The sequence below is a fragment of the Arthrobacter sp. KBS0703 genome, assembly GCF_002008315.2.
GTDB lineage: Bacteria > Actinomycetota > Actinomycetes > Actinomycetales > Micrococcaceae > Arthrobacter.
In genome coordinates this window covers 1,721,754-1,746,126 of the sequence record NZ_MVDG02000001.1, presented here as the reverse complement: position 1 = coordinate 1,746,126, position 24,373 = coordinate 1,721,754, and the positions used below count along the sequence as shown (strand labels likewise).

Annotated in this window: 18 protein-coding genes and 1 pseudogene; 12 read left to right on the top strand and 7 right to left on the bottom strand. The window is 66.8% G+C overall.

Features of this window, described 5'->3' with window-relative positions:
• Positions 1-4: 4 nt before the first annotated feature.
• Positions 5-556 (top strand): dihydrofolate reductase family protein, encoded by a 552-nt coding sequence (locus B1A87_RS08255; protein ID WP_078029340.1) that lies wholly within the window; start codon positions 5-7, stop codon positions 554-556.
• Between the two features lie 4 nt (positions 557-560).
• Here the strand turns inward: B1A87_RS08255 and B1A87_RS08250 are convergent, their stop codons facing one another.
• The gene (locus B1A87_RS08250) at positions 561-1,043 is read right to left on the bottom strand and encodes a hotdog fold thioesterase (RefSeq protein ID WP_078029341.1); all 483 of its coding nucleotides are present in this window, start codon (positions 1,041-1,043) and stop codon (positions 561-563) included.
• Between the two features lie 178 nt (positions 1,044-1,221).
• On the opposite strand from B1A87_RS08250, the gene polA reads away from it, so the two are divergent.
• The 3 genes from polA to rpsA all read left to right on the top strand — a co-directional run bounded on the left by polA (position 1,222) and on the right by rpsA (position 6,966).
• Positions 1,222-3,864 (top strand): DNA polymerase I, encoded by a 2,643-nt coding sequence (gene polA / locus B1A87_RS08245; RefSeq protein WP_395940268.1) that lies wholly within the window; start codon positions 1,222-1,224, stop codon positions 3,862-3,864.
• A 107-nt stretch (positions 3,865-3,971) separates the two neighbouring features.
• Entirely contained in the window at positions 3,972-5,261 is a 1,290-nt protein-coding gene (locus B1A87_RS08240; RefSeq protein ID WP_078029343.1) for a GNAT family N-acetyltransferase, read from the top strand.
• 229 nt (positions 5,262-5,490) lie between these two features.
• Positions 5,491-6,966 (top strand): 30S ribosomal protein S1, encoded by a 1,476-nt coding sequence (rpsA, locus tag B1A87_RS08235; RefSeq protein WP_011691911.1) that lies wholly within the window; start codon positions 5,491-5,493, stop codon positions 6,964-6,966.
• A 132-nt stretch (positions 6,967-7,098) separates the two neighbouring features.
• Here the strand turns inward: rpsA and B1A87_RS08230 are convergent, their stop codons facing one another.
• The gene (locus tag B1A87_RS08230; RefSeq protein ID WP_078029344.1) at positions 7,099-7,665 is read right to left on the bottom strand and encodes a type 1 glutamine amidotransferase domain-containing protein; all 567 of its coding nucleotides are present in this window, start codon (positions 7,663-7,665) and stop codon (positions 7,099-7,101) included.
• 97 nt (positions 7,666-7,762) lie between these two features.
• Positions 7,763-8,470 carry a YigZ family protein gene (locus tag B1A87_RS08225; RefSeq protein WP_078029345.1) on the bottom strand — a complete coding sequence of 236 codons (708 nt, stop codon included), beginning with the start codon at positions 8,468-8,470 and terminating at the stop codon, positions 7,763-7,765.
• 22 nt (positions 8,471-8,492) lie between these two features.
• Between B1A87_RS08225 and coaE the strand changes: the two genes are divergently transcribed.
• From coaE to B1A87_RS08205, 4 genes and pseudogenes are all read left to right on the top strand, one after another.
• Positions 8,493-9,746 carry a dephospho-CoA kinase gene (coaE, locus tag B1A87_RS08220; protein WP_078029346.1) on the top strand — a complete coding sequence of 418 codons (1,254 nt, stop codon included), beginning with the start codon at positions 8,493-8,495 and terminating at the stop codon, positions 9,744-9,746.
• A gap of 40 nt (positions 9,747-9,786) precedes the next feature.
• Positions 9,787-11,906, top strand: a pseudogene (uvrB, locus tag B1A87_RS08215) (excinuclease ABC subunit UvrB).
• Positions 11,907-12,117: 211 nt separating this feature from the next.
• Complete coding sequence (locus B1A87_RS08210; RefSeq protein WP_078029348.1) at positions 12,118-13,143, top strand: TerC family protein; 1,026 nt, start codon at positions 12,118-12,120, stop codon at positions 13,141-13,143.
• Positions 13,144-13,242: 99 nt separating this feature from the next.
• Complete coding sequence (locus B1A87_RS08205) at positions 13,243-14,682, top strand: MFS transporter (RefSeq protein ID WP_313902462.1); 1,440 nt, start codon at positions 13,243-13,245, stop codon at positions 14,680-14,682.
• A gap of 70 nt (positions 14,683-14,752) precedes the next feature.
• Here B1A87_RS08205 and B1A87_RS08200 read toward each other — a convergent pair whose 3' ends face one another.
• The 3 genes from B1A87_RS08200 to B1A87_RS08190 form a co-directional block, all read right to left on the bottom strand.
• Positions 14,753-16,033 carry an alpha/beta fold hydrolase gene (locus tag B1A87_RS08200; RefSeq protein WP_078029585.1) on the bottom strand — a complete coding sequence of 427 codons (1,281 nt, stop codon included), beginning with the start codon at positions 16,031-16,033 and terminating at the stop codon, positions 14,753-14,755.
• Between the two features lie 55 nt (positions 16,034-16,088).
• Entirely contained in the window at positions 16,089-16,589 is a 501-nt protein-coding gene (locus B1A87_RS08195) for a GNAT family N-acetyltransferase (protein WP_078029349.1), read from the bottom strand.
• Positions 16,590-16,671: 82 nt separating this feature from the next.
• Positions 16,672-19,218, bottom strand: a complete 2,547-nt coding sequence (locus tag B1A87_RS08190) for an RNA helicase (protein WP_078029350.1) — start codon at positions 19,216-19,218, stop codon at positions 16,672-16,674.
• Positions 19,219-19,358: 140 nt separating this feature from the next.
• On the opposite strand from B1A87_RS08190, the gene B1A87_RS08185 reads away from it, so the two are divergent.
• The gene (locus B1A87_RS08185) at positions 19,359-20,135 is read left to right on the top strand and encodes a trans-aconitate 2-methyltransferase (RefSeq protein WP_078029351.1); all 777 of its coding nucleotides are present in this window, start codon (positions 19,359-19,361) and stop codon (positions 20,133-20,135) included.
• Here B1A87_RS08185 and B1A87_RS08180 read toward each other — a convergent pair.
• A complete protein-coding gene (locus B1A87_RS08180) occupies positions 20,093-20,266 on the bottom strand; it encodes a hypothetical protein (protein ID WP_185982284.1) in 174 nt (57 codons plus the stop codon). The two genes, B1A87_RS08185 and B1A87_RS08180, sit on opposite strands and share 43 nt — an antisense overlap.
• Positions 20,267-20,368: 102 nt before the next feature.
• Between B1A87_RS08180 and B1A87_RS08175 the strand changes: the two genes are divergently transcribed.
• The 3 genes from B1A87_RS08175 to B1A87_RS08165 are packed head-to-tail and all read left to right on the top strand — an operon-like array spanning position 20,369 to position 24,368.
• Positions 20,369-22,192, top strand: a complete 1,824-nt coding sequence (locus B1A87_RS08175) for an ABC transporter ATP-binding protein (protein ID WP_078029352.1) — start codon at positions 20,369-20,371, stop codon at positions 22,190-22,192.
• Positions 22,189-23,991, top strand: coding sequence for an ABC transporter ATP-binding protein (locus B1A87_RS08170; RefSeq protein WP_078029353.1), 1,803 nt, complete (start codon positions 22,189-22,191; stop codon positions 23,989-23,991). The genes B1A87_RS08175 and B1A87_RS08170 overlap by 4 nt, the downstream gene beginning before the upstream one ends.
• Positions 23,988-24,368 (top strand): GntR family transcriptional regulator, encoded by a 381-nt coding sequence (locus B1A87_RS08165; protein WP_078029354.1) that lies wholly within the window; start codon positions 23,988-23,990, stop codon positions 24,366-24,368. The genes B1A87_RS08170 and B1A87_RS08165 overlap by 4 nt, the downstream gene beginning before the upstream one ends.
• Positions 24,369-24,373 lie beyond the last annotated feature (5 nt).

Here is a 24,373-nt window from a genome sequence, read left to right as displayed (position 1 = left end):
GGCCATGCCCAGTGTCCAGTATTACGTTGCGGCGTCCCTCGACGGGTTCATCGCCACCCGGGATGACGATCTCGCGTGGCTGTTGCAGTTCGACGGTTTCGAAGGCGGCAAGGAAAGCTACGACTCCTTCATCTCCGGCATCGGCTGCATCGCCATGGGCGGGACCACCTACCAGTGGCTCATGGACCACGAACCGGGCCACTGGCCGTACCCGGACACGCCCTGCTGGATCTTCACGCACCATGAGTTCGCTGCGCCGCCCGGCGCCGATATCGCGTTCGTGCGCGGCGACATCAGCGAATTCATCGATGACCTCAGGCGCGACGCCGCGGGCAAGAACATCTGGGTGGTGGGCGGCGGCGACCTTGCCGCCCAGTTCGCCGGTGCCGGGCTCCTGGATGAACTGATCGTCTCTGTCATCCCGGTGCTGCTCGGGGACGGGAAACGGCTGCTTCCCGTGAAGGGCCCGACGCCGCCGCTTGAGTTGGTGGAATCGCAGACCCTGGGGCGGGGGATCGTGGAGCTCCGGTACCGTTTCGGGGCCGTGCCAGGATAGGCGCCTACGCGCTGATGTCCCGGATGAGGTTGGTGATGCGGGCCGTCGACAACCGGCGGCCCTGCTCGTCGGTCATGACGATCTCGTGCGTGGTGAGCGTGCGCCCCAGGTGAATGGCTGTGCACGTCCCGGTCACGGTGCCCGCCGCGATGGCCCGGTGGTGGGTCGCGCCGACCTCGATGCCGAGTGCCTGGCGCCCGGGCCCGGCATGCATGCCGGCCGCAAACGATCCCAGCGTCTCCGCCAGCACCACGTGGGCACCGCCGTGAAGGATTCCTGCCACCTGGGTGTTCCCCTCCACCGGCATGGTGGCCACCGTCCGCTCAGGGCTCATCTCCAGGAAACGGATCCCCATCTTCACCACGAGGGCGCCGATGCCGAACTCGCCGAGCCAGTCATGGAGATGGTCCGGGACCCCGGCGGCGACCAGTTCATCCTTGAACCGCGCCTCGTCGGCGGACCGGGCGGGCGTGAAATTGTCCATCATGGCAACTAGGCTGGCACCTGTGAGTGAAACTACCAAACCGGCCCCTTTCCCGTCCGCAAGCGAAACACTGCAGGAAGTCGCGGTCCCCACACCGCCCAGCCGGTCGGTCTCGGCAACCGAGGCCCCGGTCATTCCCCTGACGGACCAGCCCCGCCTCCTGGTGCTGGACGGGCACTCCATGGCGTTCCGGGCCTTCTTCGCGCTGCCGGCGGACAAGTTCTCCACTGCCAACGGGCAGCACACCAATGCGATCCACGGCTTCACGTCCATGCTCATCAACCTGATCAAGGAACAGAAGCCAACCCACATCGCGGTGGCTTTCGATGTCTCGGATGAAACCACCCACCGCAAGGCCGAGTACAGCGACTACAAGGGCGGCCGCAACGAAACGCCCCGGGAGATGACCGGCCAGATCGACCTCATCGACAAGGTCATGCAGGCGTGGGGCATCAAGACCATCAAAATGCCCGGTTATGAAGCTGACGACATCCTGGCCACACTCGCCGCCATGGGAGACAAGGCCGGCTATGAGGTGCTGCTCGTGACCGGGGACCGTGACGCCTTCCAGCTCATCACCGACAACGTGTTTGTGCTCTACCCCCGGAAAGGCGTCAGCGACATTCCCCGGCTGGACGCGGCCGCCATCCAGGAGAAGTACTTTGTGACGCCGCCGCAGTACTCGGACCTCGCCGCGCTGGTGGGGGAGTCCGCGGACAACCTCCCCGGCGTTCCCGGCGTCGGCCCCAAGACGGCCGCCAAATGGATCAACCTGTACGGCGGGCTGGAGGGGGTCCTGGAGCACCTCGACGCGATCGGCGGCAAGGTGGGGGACGCCCTGCGCGAAAACGTTGAGGACGTCAAGCGCAACCGGCGGCTGAACAGGCTCCACACGGACCTGGACCTCCCGGTAACGCTGGACGAACTCGCGGAGCCGCGGCCCGACGAGGCCGCCTTGGAGCAGCTGTTCGACGACCTTGAATTCAAGACCATCCGCACCCGGCTCTTTGCCCTCTATGGCAGTGACGAAGTGGAACCCGCCGAGCGCGAGAACATCGACACGCCGGACTTCGTGACCCCCGCCGCGGCGGCTGAGCTGAGTGCCTTCCTGGCGGCAGGCACCGGGCAGCGCTCTGCCGTGGCCGTGGACCTGGTGCCGGGACGGCTCGGCGAGGACGCCGCCGCGCTGGCGATCGTCCGGGACGGCGCCGCCGCTTATATCGACCTCGCCGGCCAGGACGCCGACGCCGAGAACGTGCTGGCGGACTGGCTCCGGGACGAAAATTCACCGAAGGTGATGCACGGGTACAAGGCCGCACTGAAAGCCCTCACCGCCCGTGGCCTGGAACTCGAGGGCGTGGTGGATGACACCTCGATCTCCGGTTACCTCATCCAGCCGGACCGCCGCACCTACGAGCTCGCGGAACTGGCACAGCACCACCTGAACATCGCACTCTCCTCCGAAACGGCGAAGGCCGGCCAGCTGGAACTGACGTTCGACGACGACGACTCCGCGGCGGCGGGCGCGCTGGTCCAGGTCGCCGCCGTCGTTCATTCCCTGAGCCGCTACTTCGAATCGGAACTGAAGGAGCGGAAGGCCGAGGAGCTGCTGACCACCCTTGAGCTGCCGGTCAGCCGGGTTCTCGCCGACATGGAGCTCGCGGGCATCGCCATCTCCATGCCGCTCATGGAGGATCAGCTGGCGGACCTGTCCAAGGTAATCGACAACGCCCAGGAGCTGGCCTTCGCCGCGATCGGCCACGAGGTCAATCTGGGCTCTCCCAAGCAGCTCCAGAGCGTCCTCTTCGACGAACTCCAGCTGCCGAAGACCAAGAAGATCAAGTCCGGCTACACCACGGACGCCGCGTCGCTCAAGAACCTGCTGGAAAAGACCGGGCACGAATTCCTGGTCCAGCTGATGGCGCACCGCGAGTCGTCGAAACTGCGCCAGATGCTGGAGTCGCTGAAGAAGTCCGTCACGGAGGACGGCCGGATCCACACCACCTACGCGCAGAACGTGGCAGCCACGGGCCGGATCTCCTCCAACAATCCCAACCTGCAGAACATCCCGATCCGAAGCGAGGAGGGCCGGCGCGTCCGCGGCATCTTCGTGGTCAGCGAGGGCTACGAGTGCCTGCTGTCCGCGGACTACTCGCAGATCGAAATGCGCATTATGGCCCATCTCTCGGGGGACGCCGGCCTGATCCAGGCCTACAAGGACGGCGAGGACCTGCACCGGTTCGTGGGCTCCAACATCTTCCATGTGCCTACCGACCAGGTGACCAGCGCGATGCGGTCCAAGGTCAAGGCGATGTCCTATGGCCTCGCCTACGGCCTGACCTCCTTCGGCCTGTCCAAGCAGCTGGAGATCACCGTCGACGAGGCGCGCACGCTCATGAAGGACTACTTCGACCGGTTCGGCGCCGTACGCGACTATCTCCGGGGCGTGGTGGACCAGGCCCGTGTCGACGGCTACACCGCCACCATCGAGGGGCGGCGCCGGTACCTCCCGGACCTCACCAGCACAGACCGCCAGTTGCGCGAGAACGCGGAGCGCATCGCGCTGAACTCTCCCATCCAGGGATCCGCCGCGGACATCATCAAGCGCGCGATGCTGGGCGTGCACGCTGAACTGAAGGCCCAGGGCCTGAAGTCGCGGATGCTCTTGCAGGTCCACGACGAACTGGTTTTGGAAGTAGCGGCAGGGGAGCGTGAGGCCGTGGAGAAGCTTGTCACCGAGCAGATGGCGGCCGCCGCGGACCTGAGCGTACCGCTGGACGTCCAGATCGGCGTCGGCCCCAGCTGGTACGACGCCGGCCACTAGTAATTTCAGGATGCGCAGGGCGCCCTCGCCGGCGCCTTGCGCAAGTCATTCGGCCGGGCTCCATTGGCTTGGCTTCAGTTCATTTTCGGTTCAAGGGGGAGCGGCACGTGGCAGACAACTATGAGATCCGGCGGTTCAGGGCAGCGGACAAGGGCGAGCCCGGCTACGCCCAGGGAACGGACTGGATCCAGGCCGTGGGCTTCGGCTTCCACGACACCCGCCGCAATGACGAATTCGTCGGGAAAATCATGGCCATGTACCGGTCCGACGACCGTGAGCTGACGGGCGTCTACCAGACGGGCGAGGTTGCAGCGCGCTCCCTGGGTGCCGACATTCCCGTGGCCACGTTCGGCACGCTGCGCAAGAACATGAACGTCGGCTACGGCCGGCAGCTCCGGACCCACATGGTGACTGCGGTGACAGTGCGCGGAACGCACCGCCGCCAGGGCCTGCTGCGCCGCATGATGACTGAAGACCTCACCGCGGCGAAGGCGGACGGGCTGGCGATGGCGGCGCTGACCGCGTCGGAAGGCTCCATCTACGGCCGCTTCGGCTACGGGGTGGCAACGTTCGAGCGCAGCGTGAAGGTGGACACCGGGCCGCGGTTCCGGCTTCGCCACGTGGCTTCGGGGTCCGTGGAAATCGCCGACCGGAAAGTCCTGCTGGAGCTGGCGCCTGAAGTGTTCGAACGCGTGCACCGGCACACGCCGGGCTCGATCGTCCGGCAGGACGCCTACCGGCAAAGTGTGTCCGGAACCGTTGGCCGCGACGGCAGCGAGGACGAAGCAATCCGATGCGCGCTGCACTATGACGCCGCCGGAACGGTGGACGGATACGTCTCATACAAGTTCGCAGGCTGGGACGCCAAGCCCTACACCATGGAGATCGTGGACCTCGCGGCCGCGACCGACGCCGCCTACCTGGAACTGTGGCAGTTCCTCGGCAGCATCGACCTCGTGGATCGGATCAGCTGGCAGGATGCGCCGGTGGACGACCCCCTCGCCTGGGCGCTGGAGGATCCGCGGTGCATTGAGTCCTCGGACCACCGGGACATGCTCTGGCTCCGGGTCCTGGACACCGCCGCGGCCCTGGCCGCCCGGCAGTACTCCGCGGACGGTTCCCTCGTGTTTGAAGTCCGGGACACCCTAGGCTATGCCGGGGGTGTGTTCATCCTCGGCGTCAGCGGCGGGAAAGCGGACGTCACGGAGGCTCCGGCGGGCTCGGAGCCGGAACTGTCCCTGGACGTCGCGGACCTCGGCTCCATCTATCTGGGTGCCGTCTGTCCCGTGACCCTGAAAGCCGCCGGCCGGATCACCGAGCACGCACCGGGGGCTGCGCTGAAAGCGCGGCTCATGTTCGCCGTCGAACGCTCGCCGCACTGCCTGACGCATTTCTGACGGCATTCCGGCAGGTCACAGGCCTCCGGAGTAGCCGCGGCGCTTTGACCGGCGTTGGCGAGTGCGACTAGAATAAACGGGCGTGCACTAGGTGCACGTATCTAAAATCCACAAAATCAGGATGACCCGGCAGATCCTCGTGATATGCCGTACTTTGCGCCTGCGTTCCATAACGCGGGCGCGATGGTTTGCCTGACCGACTAACTATCCACAACGGAGCCCCTACTACATGACCATCACCTCCACCGAGAAGCCCGGTACCCCCGTAGTCGCCATTAACGACATCGGTACCGCTGAGGACTTCCTCGCAGCAGTCGACGCCACCATCAAGTACTTCAACGACGGAGACCTCGTCGAAGGTACCGTCGTCAAGGTCGACCGCGACGAAGTTCTGCTCGACATCGGTTACAAGACCGAAGGTGTCATCCCCTCCCGCGAGCTGTCCATCAAGCACGACGTTGATCCCGGAGACGTTGTCTCCGTTGGCGATCAGGTCGAAGCCCTGGTGCTCACCAAGGAAGACAAAGAAGGCCGCCTGATCCTCTCCAAGAAGCGTGCTCAGTACGAGCGCGCCTGGGGCGACATCGAGAAGGTCAAGGAAGAAGACGGTGTCGTCACCGGTACCGTCATCGAGGTTGTCAAGGGTGGTCTTATCCTCGACATCGGTCTGCGCGGCTTCCTGCCCGCATCCCTCGTCGAGATGCGCCGTGTGCGCGACCTTGCTCCGTACATCGGTCAGCAGATCGAAGCCAAGATCATCGAGCTGGACAAGAACCGCAACAACGTTGTTCTTTCCCGCCGTGCATGGCTCGAGCAGACCCAGTCCGAGGTGCGCTCCACGTTCCTCAACAAGCTGGAAAAGGGCCAGGTCCGTCCCGGCGTCGTTTCCTCCATCGTCAACTTCGGTGCCTTCGTGGACCTGGGCGGCGTGGACGGCCTCGTTCACGTTTCCGAGCTGTCCTGGAAGCACATCGACCACCCGTCCGAGGTTGTCGAAGTTGGCCAGGAAGTCACCGTCGAGGTTCTCGAGGTCGACCTGGACCGCGAGCGTGTTTCCCTGTCGCTCAAGGCTACGCAGGAAGATCCGTGGCAGACCTTCGCCCGCACCCACGCCCTCGGCCAGGTTGTTCCGGGTAAGGTCACCAAGCTGGTTCCGTTCGGTGCGTTCGTTCGCGTCGAAGACGGCATCGAAGGCCTCGTTCACATCTCCGAGCTGGCTGTCCGCCACGTTGAGCTGGCCGAGCAGGTTGTCTCCGTTGGTGACGAGCTGTTCGTCAAGGTCATCGACATCGACCTCGAGCGCCGCCGCATCTCCCTCTCGCTCAAGCAGGCTAACGAGGGCGTTGACGCCGACAGCACCGAATTCGATCCGGCTCTCTACGGCATGGCCGCTGAGTACGACGAAGAGGGCAACTACAAGTACCCGGAGGGCTTCGACCCGGAGTCCAACGAGTGGCTTGAAGGCTACGAGAACCAGCGCGCAGCCTGGGAGCAGCAGTACGCTGACGCCCAGACCCGTTGGGAAGCCCACAAGAAGCAGGTTGCCCAGCACGCTGCCGACGACGCTGCAGCTGCAACGTCCGGTGACAGCGATTCCGGCACCACGAGCTACTCCTCGGAGCCGGCTGCAGCCGAGACCGGTGCAGGCACGCTTGCTTCGGACGAGGCCCTCGCAGCACTGCGTGAGAAGCTGACCGGCAACTAATTGCCGCAGGCGCCCGGCTGCAGGTCCCCCCGCGGGCCTGCAGCCGGCACGCTGAAATAGCACACAAAAGGTGGCCGTCCCTTCGGGGGCGGCCACCTTTTCTGTTGAAGTTCCGGGGGTCGCCCGATGAGGTCAGGCGGTCTGGCCCGCGTGCTCGCCCTCGGCGATTTCCTCCAGCAGTTTGTCGTTGAATGCTTCCAGGTCGCCCGGCTTCCGGCTGGTCACGAAGCCCTGGTCCACCACCACCTGTTCGTCCGTCCAGTTCGCGCCGGCATTCCGGAGGTCCGTGGCGAGCGTGTGGTAGGACGTGAGGTTCCGCCCCTTCACGACGCCCGCATCGATGAGGAGCCACGGGCCGTGGCAGATGGCGGCCACCGGCTTGTGCTGCTCAAAGAAGCTCCGGGCAAAGGCCTGGGCGTCCTTGTCCACCCTGAGGTGGTCGGCGTTGACGACGCCGCCGGGGATCACCAGGGCGTGGAAGTCGGCGGCGTTGGCCTCTGACAGGGTCAGGTCGACGTCGAACGTATCGCCCTTGTCCAGGCCCTTGAATCCCTGGAGCTTCCCGCTCTTGGGGGCCACGAGGACAGGTTCGCCGCCGGCTTCCTTCACGGCATTCCACGGGCTGGTCAGTTCGACCTGCTCCACGCCGTCGGTCAGCACAAAGGCGACCCTCTTGCCTGCGATGTGGTGTTCTGACATCCGTCCTCCTTCTTTCCCGGTGTGATTCCTTGCACCAACAACCCTAGAAACCGGGGGAGTGATAAGCAAGCTGATGATTGCGTCCCGGGCCCGGCCGTCAGCGGTTCAGGGGAACGTCAATCCACGCTGTTCCCTCGGGCTGAAATACCGCGCTTCCGGCCGACATGGCGGCCAGGCGTTCTGCGGCCTCGGCCAGGGCGTCCGGCGAGTCGGGCAGGGCGACCCGCAGCACGGTTGAGCGGGCCTCGTAGCCGGTCTCGGCCATGACGTAGCCCGCGCCGCGGAGATCGTTCTCTAGGCGCCCGGCCGCGGCGTGCGGCACCCGGACGGCGCACATGCGCAGCCGCCGTCGCTGGACCAGGGGAGCGAGCTCCAGGGCAGTGGAGACCGACTCGGAGTAGGCGCGGACCAGCCCGCCGGCCCCCAGCAGGATGCCGCCAAAATAGCGCACGACGACGGCACTCACGTCACTGAGGTCCGTCACCCCGGGCGACGCGGTTTCGCGCCGGAGCAGGGCTTCCAGCATGGGGATCCCCGCCGTTCCGGACGGTTCGCCGTCGTCGCTGGAACGCTGCACGTCCCGGTCCGGGCCCAGGACGAACGCGGAGCAGTGGTGCCGGGCGTCGTGGAATTCCCTCCGCAGCCCTGCCGCCAAGGCCCGCGCGTCGTCCTCGTTGTCCGCGCGGCGCAGCACCGTGATGAACCTGGACCGCTTGATGTCTATCTCATGGCGGAAATCGGGCCCCGCGGCCAGGGAGGTGTAGGCCGCCGTCCTGCTCTCCGGGGGATCTGACGCGTCTGCCACCGGTTCAGTTTAGTCTTGGGGAGTGCTGAAGATCGGGTTGACGGGCGGCATCGCCTCAGGGAAGTCCATGGTGGCCGCTCGCCTCAGGGAACTGGGGGCCGTGCTGGTCGACGCCGACGCGATCGCCCGGGACGTGGTGGAACCGGGCACCCCGGGCCTTGCGGCCGTCGTCCGTGCCTTCGGGCCGGAAATCCTGGACGCCGGCGGCCGGCTCGACCGGCCGCGGCTCGGCGCCGTGGTGTTCCGGGATCCGGCAGCGCGGGAGGAACTGAACGGCATCGTCCACCCCCTGGTCCGGGAGCAGGCCGCCGCGGTGATCGCGGGCGCGCCGGAAGACGCCGTCGTGGTTCAGGACATCCCCCTCCTCGTCGAAACCGGACAGGAAAGCAGCTTCCACCTCGTGGTGGTGGTGGACGCGCCTGACGGGACGCGCGTGCAGCGGATGATTGAACGCCGGGGGATGACCGAAGACGAGGCCCGCTCCCGGATGGCGGCACAGGCTCCGCGGGACGTCCGGCTCGCCGCGGCCGACGTCGTGCTGGACAACTCGGGGACACCGGAGGAACTGCGAAACGCTGTGGACCGGCTTTGGGAGGAGCGGCTCCGGCCGTTTGCGCTGAACATCGAGGAGGCCCGCGTTGCCGAGCGGTCCGGCGGGCCGGTCCTGGCGGAGCACGATCCCGGGTGGCGCCGCCAGGCAGACCTGCTGTCCGCCCGGCTCAAGCGGGCCGCCCCCGACGACGTCCTGGCCGTTGACCATGTCGGGTCGACGGCGGTGCCGGGCCTGGACGCCAAGAATGTCATTGACCTGCAGCTTGCGGTCCGGGACCTGGACGCCGCGGACAGGATCGGTCCGCTTCTTGCCCGGGCCGGCTTCCCGGTCTGGCCGGGAATCCTGCTGGACAGCCCCCAGCCCGGACGTCCGGATCCTGCCGCCTGGTCCAAGCGCCTGCACGGAAACGCCGATCCCGGCCGGCCGGTGAACGTCCACGTCCGCGTTGCCGGCTCGCCGGGGTGGAGCTTCGCCCTGTGCTTCAGGGACTGGCTGACGGCGGACCCGGGTGCGCGGGCCGCCTATCTTGCCGAAAAGCGCAGGCTGGCTGCCCTGCATGCGGCGGACGTGACCACGGCCGGGTACGCCGCCGGCAAGGAAGCCTGGTTCACGGAGATCGCCTACCCGGGAATGGAAGCGTGGGCCGGGAGCAGCGGCTGGCAGCCGCCGTCTTACGGATCCGGAAGCGCCGCCGGCGCCGGATCCGGTGCCGCCCAAAGCTGAATCTGGAATTCCTGTCAGTGCCCGGCGGTAGATTAGTTACATGAGTCTTGCGCAGGAGATCAACCGCGTCGTTGCCCCCTTCGAGGTCATCAGCGAATTCAAGCCCGCCGGCGACCAGCCCGCGGCCATCGCCGAACTCACCGAGCGGATCAGGGGCGGCGAGAAGGACGTGGTGCTCCTGGGCGCCACGGGTACCGGTAAGAGCGCCACCACCGCCTGGCTGATCGAGCAGGTCCAGCGGCCCACGCTGGTGATGGTCCAGAACAAGACCCTCGCCGCGCAGTTGGCGAACGAATTCCGCGAGCTGCTGCCCAACAACGCCGTGGAGTACTTCGTCTCCTACTACGACTACTACCAGCCAGAAGCCTACGTGGCCCAGACGGACACCTTCATCGAGAAGGACTCCTCCGTGAACGAGGAAGTGGAACGGCTCCGGCACTCGGCCACCAACGCGCTGCTGACCCGCCGCGACGTGATCGTCGTCGCCACCGTCTCCTGCATCTACGGCCTCGGCACGCCGGAAGAATACATCGCCGGCATGGTCACCCTCCGCAAGGGGGCGGAGATGAACCGCGACGATCTGCTCCGGAAATTCGTCTCCATGCAGTACGCCCGCAACGACATGGACTTCCACCGCGGCACGTTCCGCGTCCGCGGCGACACCGTGGAAATCATTCCCATGTACGAGGAACTCGCTATCCGCATCGAGTTCTTCGGCGACGAGATTGAGAACATCTATACACTGCACCCGCTCACCGGCGAGGTGATCCGGGACGAAACCGAGATGTATGTCTTCCCGGCCTCGCACTACGTCGCCGGTCCGGAGCGCATGAGCCGGGCGATCAAGAGAATCGAAGACGAACTGGCCGAACGGCTCGCAGTGCTGGAAGGCCAGAACAAGCTGGTCGAGGCCCAGCGGCTCCGGATGCGCACCACGTACGACCTTGAAATGATGCAGCAGATGGGGTTCTGCAACGGCATCGAGAACTATTCCTCGCACATCGACGGCCGCGCCCGCGGGACGGCGCCGCACTGCCTCATCGACTACTTCCCCGACGACTTCCTGCTGGTCATCGACGAATCCCACGTCACCGTGCCGCAGATCGGCGCCATGTACGAGGGCGACATGTCGCGCAAACGGAACCTGGTGGACCACGGCTTCCGGCTGCCCTCGGCGATGGACAACCGCCCGCTGAAATGGGACGAGTTCCAGGACCGCGTGGGCCAGACGGTCTACCTGTCCGCCACCCCGGGAAAGTATGAGCTCGGCAAGGCGGACGGTTTCGTGCAGCAGATTATCCGTCCCACCGGCCTCATCGATCCCGAGGTCGTCGTCAAGCCCACCAAGGGCCAGATCGATGACCTCCTGGGTGAGATCCGGACCCGCACGGAGAAAAACGAACGCGTCTTGGTCACCACCCTCACCAAGCGGATGGCGGAGGACCTCACCGACTACCTGCTGGGGCACGGCGTCAAGGTGGAATACCTGCACTCGGACGTGGACACGCTGCGCCGCGTGGAACTGCTCCGTGAGCTGCGGATGGGCACGTTCGACGTCCTGGTCGGCATCAACCTGCTCCGCGAAGGCCTTGACCTGCCCGAGGTGTCGCTCGTGAGCATCCTCGACGCCGACAAGGAAGGCTTCCTTCGGTCGTCCACCTCGCTGATCCAGACCATCGGACGCGCCGCCAGGAACGTGTCCGGCCAGGTGCACATGTACGCGGACCGGATCACGGACTCCATGGCGCACGCGATTGACGAGACCAACCGGCGCCGCGCCATCCAGGTGGCGTACAACACCGAACACGGCATCGACCCGCAGCCGCTGCGGAAGAAGATCGCCGACATCACGGACCAGCTGGCCAAGGAGGACGCCGACACCCAGGAACTGCTGACCAACAACCGCCTCGCCAAGGGCGGAAAACGGGGAAAGTCGGCGGCCAAGGGTGCGGCCACCGTGCGGGCGGACGGGCTCGCGGCGGCGTCCCCGCGCGCCGGCAGCTGTCTCTTATACACATCTTGGGGCTGATCGAACAGCTGACCGAGCAGATGCACGGCGCCGCGGCCGAGCTGCAGTTCGAGCTGGCCGCCCGGCTCCGCGACGAAGTCAGCGAGCTGAAGAAGGAACTCCGCCAGATGCACGCCGCCGGGCACGCCTGAGTGTGACGCGGCCGGGCACGGCGTGGGCGCGGCAGGGCCGCCTCTAGGGTAAAGTTGAGGTCACGTAGGGGAGTATCCCAAGCGCTACGAACGTCAACACGCAAGGCACAGATGCCTTGCCGGGCGTAGCGGGCAACCACATCAGCACCAAGTGCACAGGTTCGCCGGAGAGACTTACACCGGTTTTCTGTACCCTGCGAAAGGTATCCCTGTGCAACTTCCCGTCTGGTTTGAGGTCGGCGCATTCGTCGCCCTCGGCATCATCCTCCTGTTAGACCTGCTTCTGGTGCTGCGGCGCCCGCATGAGCCCTCCATGAAGGAAGCCGGCCTGTGGGTGGCCTTCTACGTTGCCCTGGCCCTCGTGTTCGCCGGTGCCATGTTCATGTTTACCGGCGCCGAGTACGGCGGCCAGTTCGTAGCGGGCTGGGTGACGGAATACAGCCTCAGCATCGACAACCTCTTCGTCTTCATCATCATCATGGCGCGCTTCTCCGTGCCCCGTAAGTACCAGCAGGAAGTGCTGATGGTGGGCATCATCATCGCGCTGATCCTGCGCGGCATCTTCATCATGCTCGGCGCCATCGTGATCGAACAGTTCAGCTGGGTCTTCTACATCTTCGGCGCCTTCCTGCTCTGGACGGCCTGGAAGCAGGCCCAGGACGAGGGCGAGGAAGAGGAGGACAAGGAGAACGCGATCATCGCGAAGCTCCGCAAGGTCATCCCCATGTCGGAGAAGTTCGACGGCGGCAAGCTCCGCACCGTGGTGGACGGCAAGAAGGTCTTCACCCCCATGCTGGTCGTCTTTGTCACTATCGGCATGACGGACCTGCTGTTCGCCGTGGACTCCATTCCAGCCATCTTCGGCCTGACCCAGAGCGCGTTCATCGTCTTCACCGCGAACATCTTTGCGCTGATGGGCCTCCGCCAGCTCTACTTCCTGCTCGGCGGGCTGATGAACCGCCTCGTCTACCTCAAGCACGCGCTGTCCATCATCCTGGCGTTCATCGGCGTCAAGCTGGTCCTGCACGCCATGCACGTCAACGAGCTGCCGTTCATCAACGGCGGGCACCACATCGAGTGGGCACCGGAGATCCCCACCTACGTCTCCCTCGCGGTCATCGTGGGCACCATCATCATCGCCGTGATCGCCAGCCTGGTCAGCTCGGGAGCGCAGAAGGCAAAGCTGGACGCCCGCCTCGAGGAGGACGCCAGGAAGAGCCTCAGCGACGTCGACTAGCAGCCCCGCTGTGCACTGACAACCCCGGTCACTTTTGTGGCCGGGGTTGTCCGGTTTTAACCCGTGTTTGCCGAGGCCAGTGCGGACTATGCTCGGAAGATGGCTACCACTAGCCGGGCGGAGCCGGACCAGCGGCAGGTGCAGCGGCGCACCGTGGCGCTCCTGGGATCCGCCCAGCTCCTTAGCGGAATCGGCACCGGCGCCACCGTTTCCATCGGGTCCCTGCTGGCCGTCGATCTGACCGGTTCCGAATCGTGGGCCGGTTCGGTTGCCACCATGATGACCCTCGCCGCCGCCCTGGCGGCGCTAGATGTGTATAAGAGACACGCGCTTGCCGAACGCCGCGGCCGACGCGTGGGCCTGGCCACGGGCCTCGCGGCAGCCCTCGCCGGCGCCGTGCTGATCGTGGTGTCCGTGGTTTCGGGGATCTTCGCTTTCCTGGCTGTCGGCGCGGCAGGCATCGGCGTAGGCACGGCCGCCAACCTGCAGGCCCGGTTCGCCGCCGTCGACCTCGCCGACCCCGCACACCGCGGCCGTTCGCTGTCCGCCGTCGTGTGGGCCATCACCATCGGCGCAGTCGCCGGGCCCAACCTGATCCAGCCCGGCGCCGTGGTGGGCCAGGCCCTAGGCCTCCCGCCCATTGCCGGGCCGTTCGTGATCTCGGCGGCGGGACTGCTGCTGGCCACGGCGCTGCTGATCGTCGGGCTCCGCCCTGATCCGCTCCTCTTCGCCCGCCGGCTTGCGGCCCAGGGACAGACAGCGGCACCGGCAGCGGCGGCCGGAAGCGCCGCATACGGCGCGCCGGGCGCGGGCGCCGCAGCAGGTCCGCTGGCAGGGCCTCCGCCGCCCGGCGGGTCACTCGGGAGTTCACTCAGCAGGGGCCTGCGCGCCGTCCGGCAAGCGCCCGCCGCGATCCTGGCCCTGGCCGCCGTCGTCGGGGCCCACGCGGTGATGGTGGGGGTGATGTCCATGACGCCGCTCCACCTGCAGGCACTCGTCGCGGGCCCCGGCGGCGTCCACGGCAGCCACACAGCGGGAAACGATGCCCTCGTCATCATCGGCTTCACGATCTCGCTGCACATTGCGGGAATGTTTGCGCTCTCGCCGGCACTTGGCTGGCTTACGGACAAGGTGGGCAGGGTGCAGACCATCGCCCTGGGTCTCGGCACCATCGTGTCGGCCGTCCTGGTGGCCGGCTACGGGCAGGGTTCGGCCCGGGCCGTAGCCGCCGGCCTGGTGCTCCTCGGCGTGGGCTGGTCTGCTGCGACCATTGCCGGCTCAACCCTCCTGGCGGAAAGCGTGGACCAGGAGGAGCGCGTGGTGGTCCAGGGCGTCTCGGACATGCTGATGGGCGCGGCCGGCGCGGCCGGGCGGGGCGGTGTCCGGTCTGATCCTCAGCTGGGCCGGGTACCTGGGCCTCAACCTGGCCGGCGGCGTGCTCGGCGCTGCGGTCCTGGCCGCCGCGGTCTTCGTCCTGGCTACCGGGCGGCTCCAGCCCGCCGCCGAGAGCCGGCCCGCTGCACGGGGGTCTGGTGGTAGTCTGTCTCTTATACACATCTAGATGTGTATAAGAGACAGGCCCGGGACTGACCGGAGCTGCCGCGGCGGCTCAGCCCCGGACTGACCGGACCATGCCCAGGAGGCGGCCGAAGATCGCTTCGCCGTCGTCGGCAATGCCATCGTGGTGGAAGTCGCTGGATTCCCACGCCTGGAGCCCGCGCACCGCCGCTGCGGTCTCGAGGGATAGCCCGTGCTCCACGTAGATGTCCTCGTGATACACGGCGGCGGCGGCCGGCACGGTATTGGCAGCAAGCTGGGCGGAATCATAGAGCGGTTTCCAGTCAGCCTTGGCCGCCAGCAGTTCCGCCACGTCCTTGAGCGGGCGGAGCGCCGTGTCCTGCTCGAAGTACCACGGGTAGACCATTTCGCCGGTCAGCAGCACCTCGGGGGCTTCGGGACTGAACTCGGGGAACTCCTTCAGGACCCGCCAGGCCGCCCAGTCCGTCGCCGTGCCCTGGCCGTAGATGGATTCGTGCATCAGCGCGTAGAGGGGGTTGGTGGCGCGCGACACGAGCGAGCGGACCTGTTCAAGGAATGCATCCGACAGCCGTGCGCCGTGGGCGGTTTCCACGAAGGCGTCCTCGAGCAGGTTGTGCAGCCCGTCCACCCGGGTGTTCCCGCCGAGGTAGGAACCGACCATCTGGAACCTTTCCACCGTGAGGCGTTCGCCGCCGGGCAGGAACTCTTCCGTGCCGCGAAGGTGGGCCGCGATCCGGTTCACTGTCTCCCGGTCCTCCGGATACCAGCCGAAGTACTGGGCATTCCGGGACGCCACGCGCTTGAATGTCTCCCGGTAGACCCTGTCGGCGGGCCCGTCGAGCGGTGCCAGTCCGCCGGTGATCAGGACTTCCCTGAGCCCGGCCGGTGCGAACGACAGGTAGGTGAGGGCGCAGAATCCGCCGTAGCTCTGGCCATAGATGCTCCACGGCTCCGAGCCGAGCGCCTCGCGGATCAGCTCGGCGTCGGCCACGATCGAGTCGGCCCGGAAGTGTTCGAGGTAGCGTGCCTGGGCGGCGGCGTCCCCGCGCGCCGGCAGCGTGTTGCGGTCGACGGGGGAGGACAGCCCCGTGCCCCGCTGGTCCAGCATGAGAATCCGGAAATCCTTCGCGGCGGCCTTGCTCCAGCCGCCCAGGGCGGTGAACCGGTTGCCGCGGCCGCCGGGCCCGCCCTGCAGGTATAGGAGCCAGGGCAGCGCTGCCGCGGCGGCTTCGCTGTGCTCCGCGGACACGTATTCCCGGGCGAACACCGTGATGGTTTCCCCGGCCTCGGGGGCGTCCGGCGACGCAAAGTGGTCCAGGGGGACCGTGAAGTAGTGCTCGGCCGTGCGCATGCCCCGGAACTCGTGCCGGGCGCGGACGGTGTGGACGGCCGCTTCCACGGCTGCCTCAGCCACGGACGCCCGCCTCAGTGCGCGTTCCGAACGCGGTCAGCTCGGGGCCGGTGAGCCGGAACGTGGACCATTCCTCCATCGGGACCGCCCCCAGCTTCCGGTAGAAATTGATCGAGGGCTCGTTCCAGTCCAGTACGCTCCACTCAACGCGGGCATAACCGCGCTCGACGGCGGTCGCCGCCAGATGCTGCAGGAGCGCCTTTCCGTGGCCCTCGCCGCGCGCGTCCGGAGTGACGTAGAGGTCCTCCAGGTAGATGCCGTGGACACCTTCCCACGTCGAGTAGTTCAGGAACCACAGCGCGAAGCCCCGGAGCTCGCCGGCGTTGTTCTCGGCCATGGTGGCGAACACCCGCGGGTTCGCACCGAACAGCACGTCCGTGAGCATTTCCGGCGTGTTCCGGACGGCGTCCGGCTCCTTTTCATAGATGGCCAGTTCGTGGATCATCTGCAGGATTGCCGGGACGTCGGACGGAGTTGCGGGACGGATTACGCTCATGCTCCGAGCTTACTTGGTCGTTCCCGGGCAGAGCTGTCTCCGCCCCTCACGGCTCTGCCTGGTGCCTGCAGGGGGCAGTCGGTCAGAGCCTGTTGACGTCGGTCACCCGGACCACGGCGGTGCCGGATTCGTCCGACGCGGCAAGGTCAACCTCGGCCGAGATGCCCCAGTCGTGGTTGCCCGCGGGGTCTTCAAAGATCTGGCGCACCTTCCACACGTCGGGGCCCTCGGTGATCATCAGCAGTCCCGGCCCGCGGGCGTCGGGCCCGGTGCCGATGTCGTCGTGTTCGTCGAAGTAGTCATCGAGCACGTCCTCCCAGCGGTCCGCGTCCCAGCCGGCATCGCCGTCGAGCCCGCCCAGCGCGGCGGCGTCCTCGTCCGCGAAGAGCTCCACGCGCCGGAACATCTCGTTCCGAACCATGACGCGGAAGGCGCGGATGTTCGACGTCAGCGACGGCGGCGGGGGAGGCGGGGCGTCGTGCGGCGTCGGTGCGGCCCCGGACGTCAGTTCCTCCCACTCGTCCAGCAGGCTGGAATCGACCTGGCGCACCAGTTCGCCGAGCCAGGCGATGAGGTCCTCGAGGTCTTCGCGGAGGGCATCCTGCGGAACGGTCTGCCGCAGGGCCTTGAAGCCGTCGGCGAGGTAGCGCAGCACGATGCCTTCGGAGCGGGCAAGGCCGTAGAACTGGACGAATTCGCCGAAGTTCATGGCCCGTTCGTACATGTCCCGGATGATCGACTTCGGGGCCAGCTCGAAGTCGCCCACCCACGGGGCTGCCTTGCGGTAGACCTCGAAGGCCTCGCCCAGGATTTCGCCCAGCGGCTGCGGGTAGGTGACTTCGTCAAGCATGGCCATGCGCTGCTCGTACTCGATGCCGTCGGCCTTCATCGCGGCGATGGCTTCGCCCCGGGCCTTCTTCTGCTGGGCGGAGAGGATCTGCCGCGGCTTCTCCAGCGTCGCTTCGATCACCGAGACCACGTCAAGGGCATACGACGGCGACTCCGGGTCCAGGAGTTCCAGGGCGGCCAAGGCAAACGGCGAGAGCGGCTGGTTCAGGGCAAAGTTCGCCTGCAGGTGCACGGTGAGCCGCACGGTGCGCCCGTCATGTTCCTGCTCGGCAGCCGGGATGCGTTCCACCACTTCGGCGGCAAGCAGCTCGCGGTAGATGGACAGCGCCTTCTTCATGAGCCGGAGCTGGGAAGACCGCTGTTCATGGTTCTCGGTGAGCAGGCGGCGGGCGGCGGCAAAGGGGTCCCCGGGCCGTTCCATCAGGTTCATGAGCATCGCGTGGGTCACCGTGAAGCTTGATGTGAGCGGCTCCGGGACGGACTCCACAAGCCGGTTGTACGTGGGCTCTCCCCATGAGACGAATCCCTCCGGCGGCCTCTTCTTGACCACCTGGCGCAGTTTTTTCTGGTCGTCGCCGAACTTGGCGGTGGCCTTGGCCATCGCCTTGGCGTTCTCCACCACATGGTCGGGTGCCTGGACCACCACGGTTCCCGCGGTGTCGTAGCCGGCGCGGCCGGCCCTTCCGGCGATCTGATGGAATTCGCGGGAATTCAGCAGGCGGGTGCGCACGCCGTCGTACTTGCTCAGTGCGGTGAGCAGGACGGTCCGGATGGGAACGTTGATTCCCACGCCCAGGGTGTCAGTGCCGCAAATGACCTTCAGGAGGCCCGCCTGGGCGAGCTGCTCCACGAGCCGGCGGTACTTCGGCAGCATGCCGGCGTGGTGAACGCCGATCCCGTGCCGGACCAGGCGGTTCAGCGTCTTGCCGAACCCGGCGGCGAAACGGAAATTCGCGATCAGCTCGGCGATCTTGTCCTTCTCCTCACGGCTGCAGACGTTGATGCTCATCAGGGTCTGGGCACGCTCGATGGCTTCGGCCTGGCTGAAGTGCACCACGTAGACCGGGACCTGTTTCGTGGACAGCAGCTCCTCGAGCGTCTCGTGCACGGGGGTCTGGTGGTAGTAGTAGTGCAGCGGGATGGGCCGTTCCGCGGAGCTGACCGTCGTGGTGGGCCGGCCGGTGAGTTCGGTCATCCCCGCCTCGAAGCGGCTGACGTCTCCGAGCGTCGCGGACATCAGCAGGAACTGGGCCTGGGGCAGTTCCAGCAGCGGAACCTGCCACGCCCAGCCGCGCTGCGGATCGGAATAGAAGTGGAATTCGTCCATGATGACCGCGCCGAGATCCGCCGCGGCTCCTTCGCGCAGCGCGATGTTGGCGAGGATCTCCGCCGTGCAGCAGATGATCGGCGCGTCCTGGTTCACGCCGGAGTCGCCGGTGATCATCCCCACGTTCTCGGCGCCGAAGATATCGCACAGGGCAAAGAATTTCTCCGAGACCAGGGCCTTGATGGGCGCGGTGTAGTAGCTCCGTTCCCCGCGGGCCATGGCCTGGAAATGGGCGGCGATGGCCACGAGTGATTTGCCCGAACCCGTGGGTGTCGCCAGGATCACGTTGGCGCCGGAAGCGAGTTCCATGATGGCTTCGTCCTGGGCGGCATAGAGCGCAAGCCCCCGGCTTTCCGTCCACTCCACGAACCGCATGTACAGCGTGTCCGGGTCGTTGCCTGTTCCCGTGGTGATCCGTGCGGCCGGGGCGGGGAGCTGTTCAACGAGTTTCATTGCTTTCCAGCTTAGTGCCAGCGCCTCGGGCGCGTGCGTTCTGACCGGTGCCGCATTAGGCTCGCAATATCCGAGCCCTTGGCGCAGGGCCGGCCGCCCGTGCCGCGCCAAGGTACCCTTTCCGACCAACCGGAGGCCATGTGCAGTGGGATCCCGCCAAATACGTCCAGTTTGGTGACTATCGTCAGCGCCCGTTCTTTGACCTGACCGGCCGCATCGAGGCCGCCGCGCCGCGGGAGGTCGTTGACTTGGGATGCGGCCCCGGCAACCTGACGGCCACGCTCGCCGCGCGCTGGCCCGGCGCCCGTGTCATCGGCCTGGACTCCTCCGCGGACATGCTCGCCAAGGCCACAGCATACGCGGAGGCCGCGCCCGGACTCGAATACCGCCTCGGCGACATCGCCACGTGGGCGCCGTCCCCGGAGACCGACGTCGTTGTCAGCAACGCCGCGCTGCAGTGGGTCCCGGGGCACCAGGAGATGCTCTCCCGGTGGCTGAAGGAGCTGACGCCGGGGGCGTGGTTCGCGCTGCAGGTGCCGGGCAACTTCACCTCCGCGTCCCACGTCCTGATGCGGGAGCTCGCGGAGTCCGGCACCTGGGCTGCCAAGCTCGGCGGCCGCCTGCGCCACGATGACGCCGTGGCCGCCCCTGCCCGCTACCTCGAGATCATGCTCGACGCCGGATGCGCTGCCGACGCCTGGGAGACCACCTACCAGCAGGTGCTTGCCGGTGAAAACGCCGTCCTGGAATGGGTGCGGGGCGCAGGCCTCCGGCCGGTGCTGGATGCCCTTTCGCCAAGCGACGCGGCGGCGTTTGAAGCCGAATACGCGGCGCGCCTCGCCGAGGCCTACCCGGCGTCCGGATACGGGACTGTCTATCCGTTCCGCCGGATCTTCGCAGTGGCGTGCAAGCTGTGAGAAGATGTGTATAAGAGACAGGCCTTGTAGCCGGGCGGGCGGCGCGGGCCCTGTCTCTTATACACATCTAGATGTGTATTAGAGACAGGCGCGGGCCCGTCCGGCGGCCCGCGCCACACCCCGAGCCACACCTGAGCCACCTCCGGATCGATGTGATGTGGCTTACAATGACGGAGCGGCTATGGGGGCGGTCAAGAAGGCTCCGGGTCGGTCCTATCGATGGAGGAGGTGCGGTGCTTTTTGGCCTGATGATCCGACTCCTCGGAGAGCACCGGGCCGCAGTCTGGACCATCATTGTGCTGCAGGTGGTGCAGACGGCCGGGAACCTGCTGCTCCCCACGCTGAACGCCAGCATCATTGACGACGGCATCCTCGCACGCCAGCCTGACGTGATCATCCGCCTCGGCGGCTGGATGATGGCCCTGACCGCCGTCCAGGCCGGCGCCGCCCTGGGTGCCGGCTACCTTGGCGCCGTTGTGGCCATGAGGATCGGGCACCGGCTGAGGCGGGAGCTGTTCGGCAGGGTCCAGGACATGTCGTCCCAGGAAGTCGGCTCCTTTGGCGCCCCGAGCCTCGTGACCCGGGCCACGAATGATGTCCAGCAGATCCAGACCTTCGCGGTGCTGGTCTTCACCATGCTGGCCGCTGCCCCCGTCATGGGCATCGGAGGAATCGTCCTGGCGATCCAGCAGGACGCCACCCTGGCCGGCGTCGTCATTGCCATTGTTCCGCTCCTGGTGCTCATCATGTACGTCATAGTCCGCCGCCTCATTCCGCTGTACCGGCAAGGCCAGGCCCTGATCGACGGCATCACCAGGATTCTGCGTGAACAGATCATTGGGGCCAACGTCATCAGGGCGTTCGTCAGGCAGCGGCACGAGGCATCCCGCTTCGCCGAGGCCAACCGAAAGCTGACCGGCAACAATCTCCAGTCGGCGCTCCTGGTGGCAGGCATGCTTCCCATCATCATGATTGTGGTGAACCTGTCCTCGGTGGCTGTGGTCTGGTTCGGCGGCCACCTCATTCAAAGCGGCCAGATGCAGGTGGGCGCCCTTACCGCCTTCATCGCCTACATCCTGCAGATCCTGCTCGCCATCATGATGGCGATGTATGTGTTCATGACCGCACCCCGCGCGGCCGTCTGCGCCGAACGCATCCAGGAAGTGCTCGACGTCGTTCCGTCGCCTCCCGTCCGCGGGCATGCGGGGCGGCACGCCGCCGCCGCAGGCCCGCCATCACCGCACTCTCCGGCTGTCGGGAACGTCGGCACCGGGAGCCGATTCGGCGGACACGCCGCCGGCGGAACCGTGCCCCAGGGAACCGTGGAATTCCGTCGCGTCTCCTTCGCCTATCCGGGGGCCGAGTCGGCCGTGCTGGCCGACATCTCCTTCACCGCCCGCCCCGGCACCACCACGGCCATCATCGGCGCGACCGGCAGCGGCAAAACCACGCTGCTGAACCTCCTGCCCCGGTTCCTGGAAGCCACGGACGGAGAGGTGCGGTTTGGCGGACGGGACGTCCGGGACGTGGCCGCCGACCACCTGCGGGCCCGGATGGCCGTTGTGCCGCAGAACTCCTACCTTTTTTCGGGCACCGTCGCCGGGAACCTCAGGATGGCGGCACCCGACGCCACGGACGACGACCTGTGGCGGGTGCTGCGGATGGCGCAGGCGGACGACTTTGTCAGCAGCCTCCCGGGCGGGCTGTATGCCGCCGTCGTCCAGGGCGGGGCGGGACTGTCCGGCGGCCAGCGGCAGCGGCTGTGCATTGCCCGCGCGGCGCTGCGGAAGGCGGAGCTCTTCCTGTTCGATGACAGTTTCTCGGCGCTGGACTACGCCACCGAGGCTGCCGTCCGGTATGCCCTGGTGCCTGCCCTGGAGGCGGCCACCGTGATCATCGTCGCCGAGCGGATCCCCACCATCATGCACGCCAGCCAGATCCTCGTCCTGAACGACGGCCGGCTGGTGGCCCGGGGTACCCATGCGGAGCTTCTCAGCACCTCGCCGGCCTACCGGGAGATTGCCGAGCTGCAGCTGGCTTTGGACGAGCAGCCATGAGGGGTGCGCACCTCGCCGAGAGAAAAGGGGGCACCTTCCTTCCGGCGGCCAAGCGACTGGTCGGGCTGCTGCGCCCTGTCCGGGGCCGGATGGTCATAGCCGTTGCCTCCACATGTGGATTCGCGGCGCTGAACGTGGCGGCACCCAAACTTCTGGGCGACGCAACGGACGTCGTCGTCGAGCCACTGGTGGGCGGCACGTTCGACGAGGGACGGCTGGCAGGGCTGCTGCTGGTGGTGGCGCTCATGTACCTCGGCACGTCACTCTTCAACTGGATTCAGGGAGCCCTGACCGCCACCGCGGTGCAGCGGCTGGTGTTCGGGCTCCGCTCCGCCGTCGAGGAAAAGCTCCACCGGCTGCCGTCGGCGCATTTCCAGGAGCAGACCAGGGGGGATGTGCTCAGCCGGGCCACCAACGACGTCGACAACATCTCGCAGGCCCTCAACCAGCTGCTGACACAGCTCATCATGTCCGTACTGATGCTGTGCGGCTCGCTGGCCATGATGCTCTGGATCTCCCCGCTGCTCGCTGCCATCGCCCTCCTGTCGGTTCCGGTCTCCACCCTCATCACGGTGTGGATCGCACGCCAGTCGCAGGTCTACTTCACGGCCCAGTGGGCGTCCACCGGCGATCTCAACGCGCACATCGAGGAATTCGTCACCGGCCATGAAGTGATCAAGGCCTTTGGACAGCAGGAAGAGGCGGCCGCAATCTTCGGGCGCAGCAATGACCGGCTGGCCCGCACCAGCGAACGCGCCCAGTATGTGTCCGGGGCCGTCCAGCCGCTCATGGTGTTCGTGGCAAACCTCAACTACGTGGCCGTCGCGGTGGTGGGGGCCCTCCAGGTGGCGGCGGGGGCCATGACCATTGGCGGCATCCAGGCGTTCATCCAGTTCAGCAGGCTGTTCACGCAGCCCATGGGCCAGATCGGCGGGATGCTGACGCTGATGCAGTCCTGCGCTGCCTCGGCGGAACGCGTGTTTTCCCTGCTGGACGCAGCCGAGATCCCGCGAGAGGATCCGGCGCAGCTCCGGCCGCAGGACCTCCGCGGCCGGATAGAGTTCGAGGACGTGACGTTTGGCTACACTCCGGAGGTCGAGGCGGTCAGCGGGCTGTCCTTCTCGGTCCGTCCGGGCGAAACCGTCGCCATCGTGGGACACACGGGAGCCGGCAAGACCACCGTGGTGAATCTGCTCATGCGCTTCTACGAGCTGGATTCGGGCCGCATCACCATTGACGGCACGGACATCGCCTCCGTGCCGCTGGATTCGCTGCGCTCCAACTTCGGCGTGGTGCTGCAGGATGTCTGGCTGTTCAGCGGCACCATCAGCGAGAACATCGAGTACGGCGCGCCGGGGGCCAGCGACGACGAGATTGTGTCCGCGGCCGAGGCCACCCACGTTGACCACTTTGTCCGTTCCCTGCCGGCCGGATATTTCACCGTGCTGGGAAACGACGGCGACTCCCTGAGCCAGGGGCAGCGGCAGCTCATCAGCATCGCCCGTGCGCAGCTCGCGGGCCGCAGCGTCCTGATCCTGGACGAAGCCACGAGCTCCGTGGACACCAGGACGGAAGTGCAGATCAGGCTGGCGATGAGCAGGCTCCGGCAGGGCAGGACCAGCTTCGTTATTGCCCACCGTTTGTCCACAGTGCGTGACGCTGATCTAATCTTGGTCATGGATCACGGACGCATCGTTGAACAGGGAACCCACCGCAGCCTGCTGTCCGTGGACGGACACTACCGGCGCCTCTACAACGCCCAGTTCCGCGGTGTTGACGTGGAAGAGCCGGGCCTGTGAGCCCCGGGGACGCCTTCCCGGGGCAGTGGAAGCCCAACCACGGCAGCTCCGTGGCGCTCTACGAGCAGCTGCGGCTGCACATCATCGAACAGGCCGACCAGGGAAAGATTGCCCCCGGAACCCGGCTGCCCGCCGTCAGGAACCTGGCCGGGGTCCTCGGCGTGGCCCCGCACACGGTCGCCAGGGCCTACAAGGAGCTCGAGGCTGCCGGGGTGGTGGCCACCAAGGGCAGGAACGGCACCGTGGTGTGCGCCCGCGACGAACGGTGGGGCGTGTTGTCGGAGGCCGCCGCGGAATATGCCGCCGCAGCCAAATCCCAAGGCGCCACGTTCGCCGAGGCTGTCCACCTGCTGGCGGCGGCCTACGACGCAGGATAGCGGAG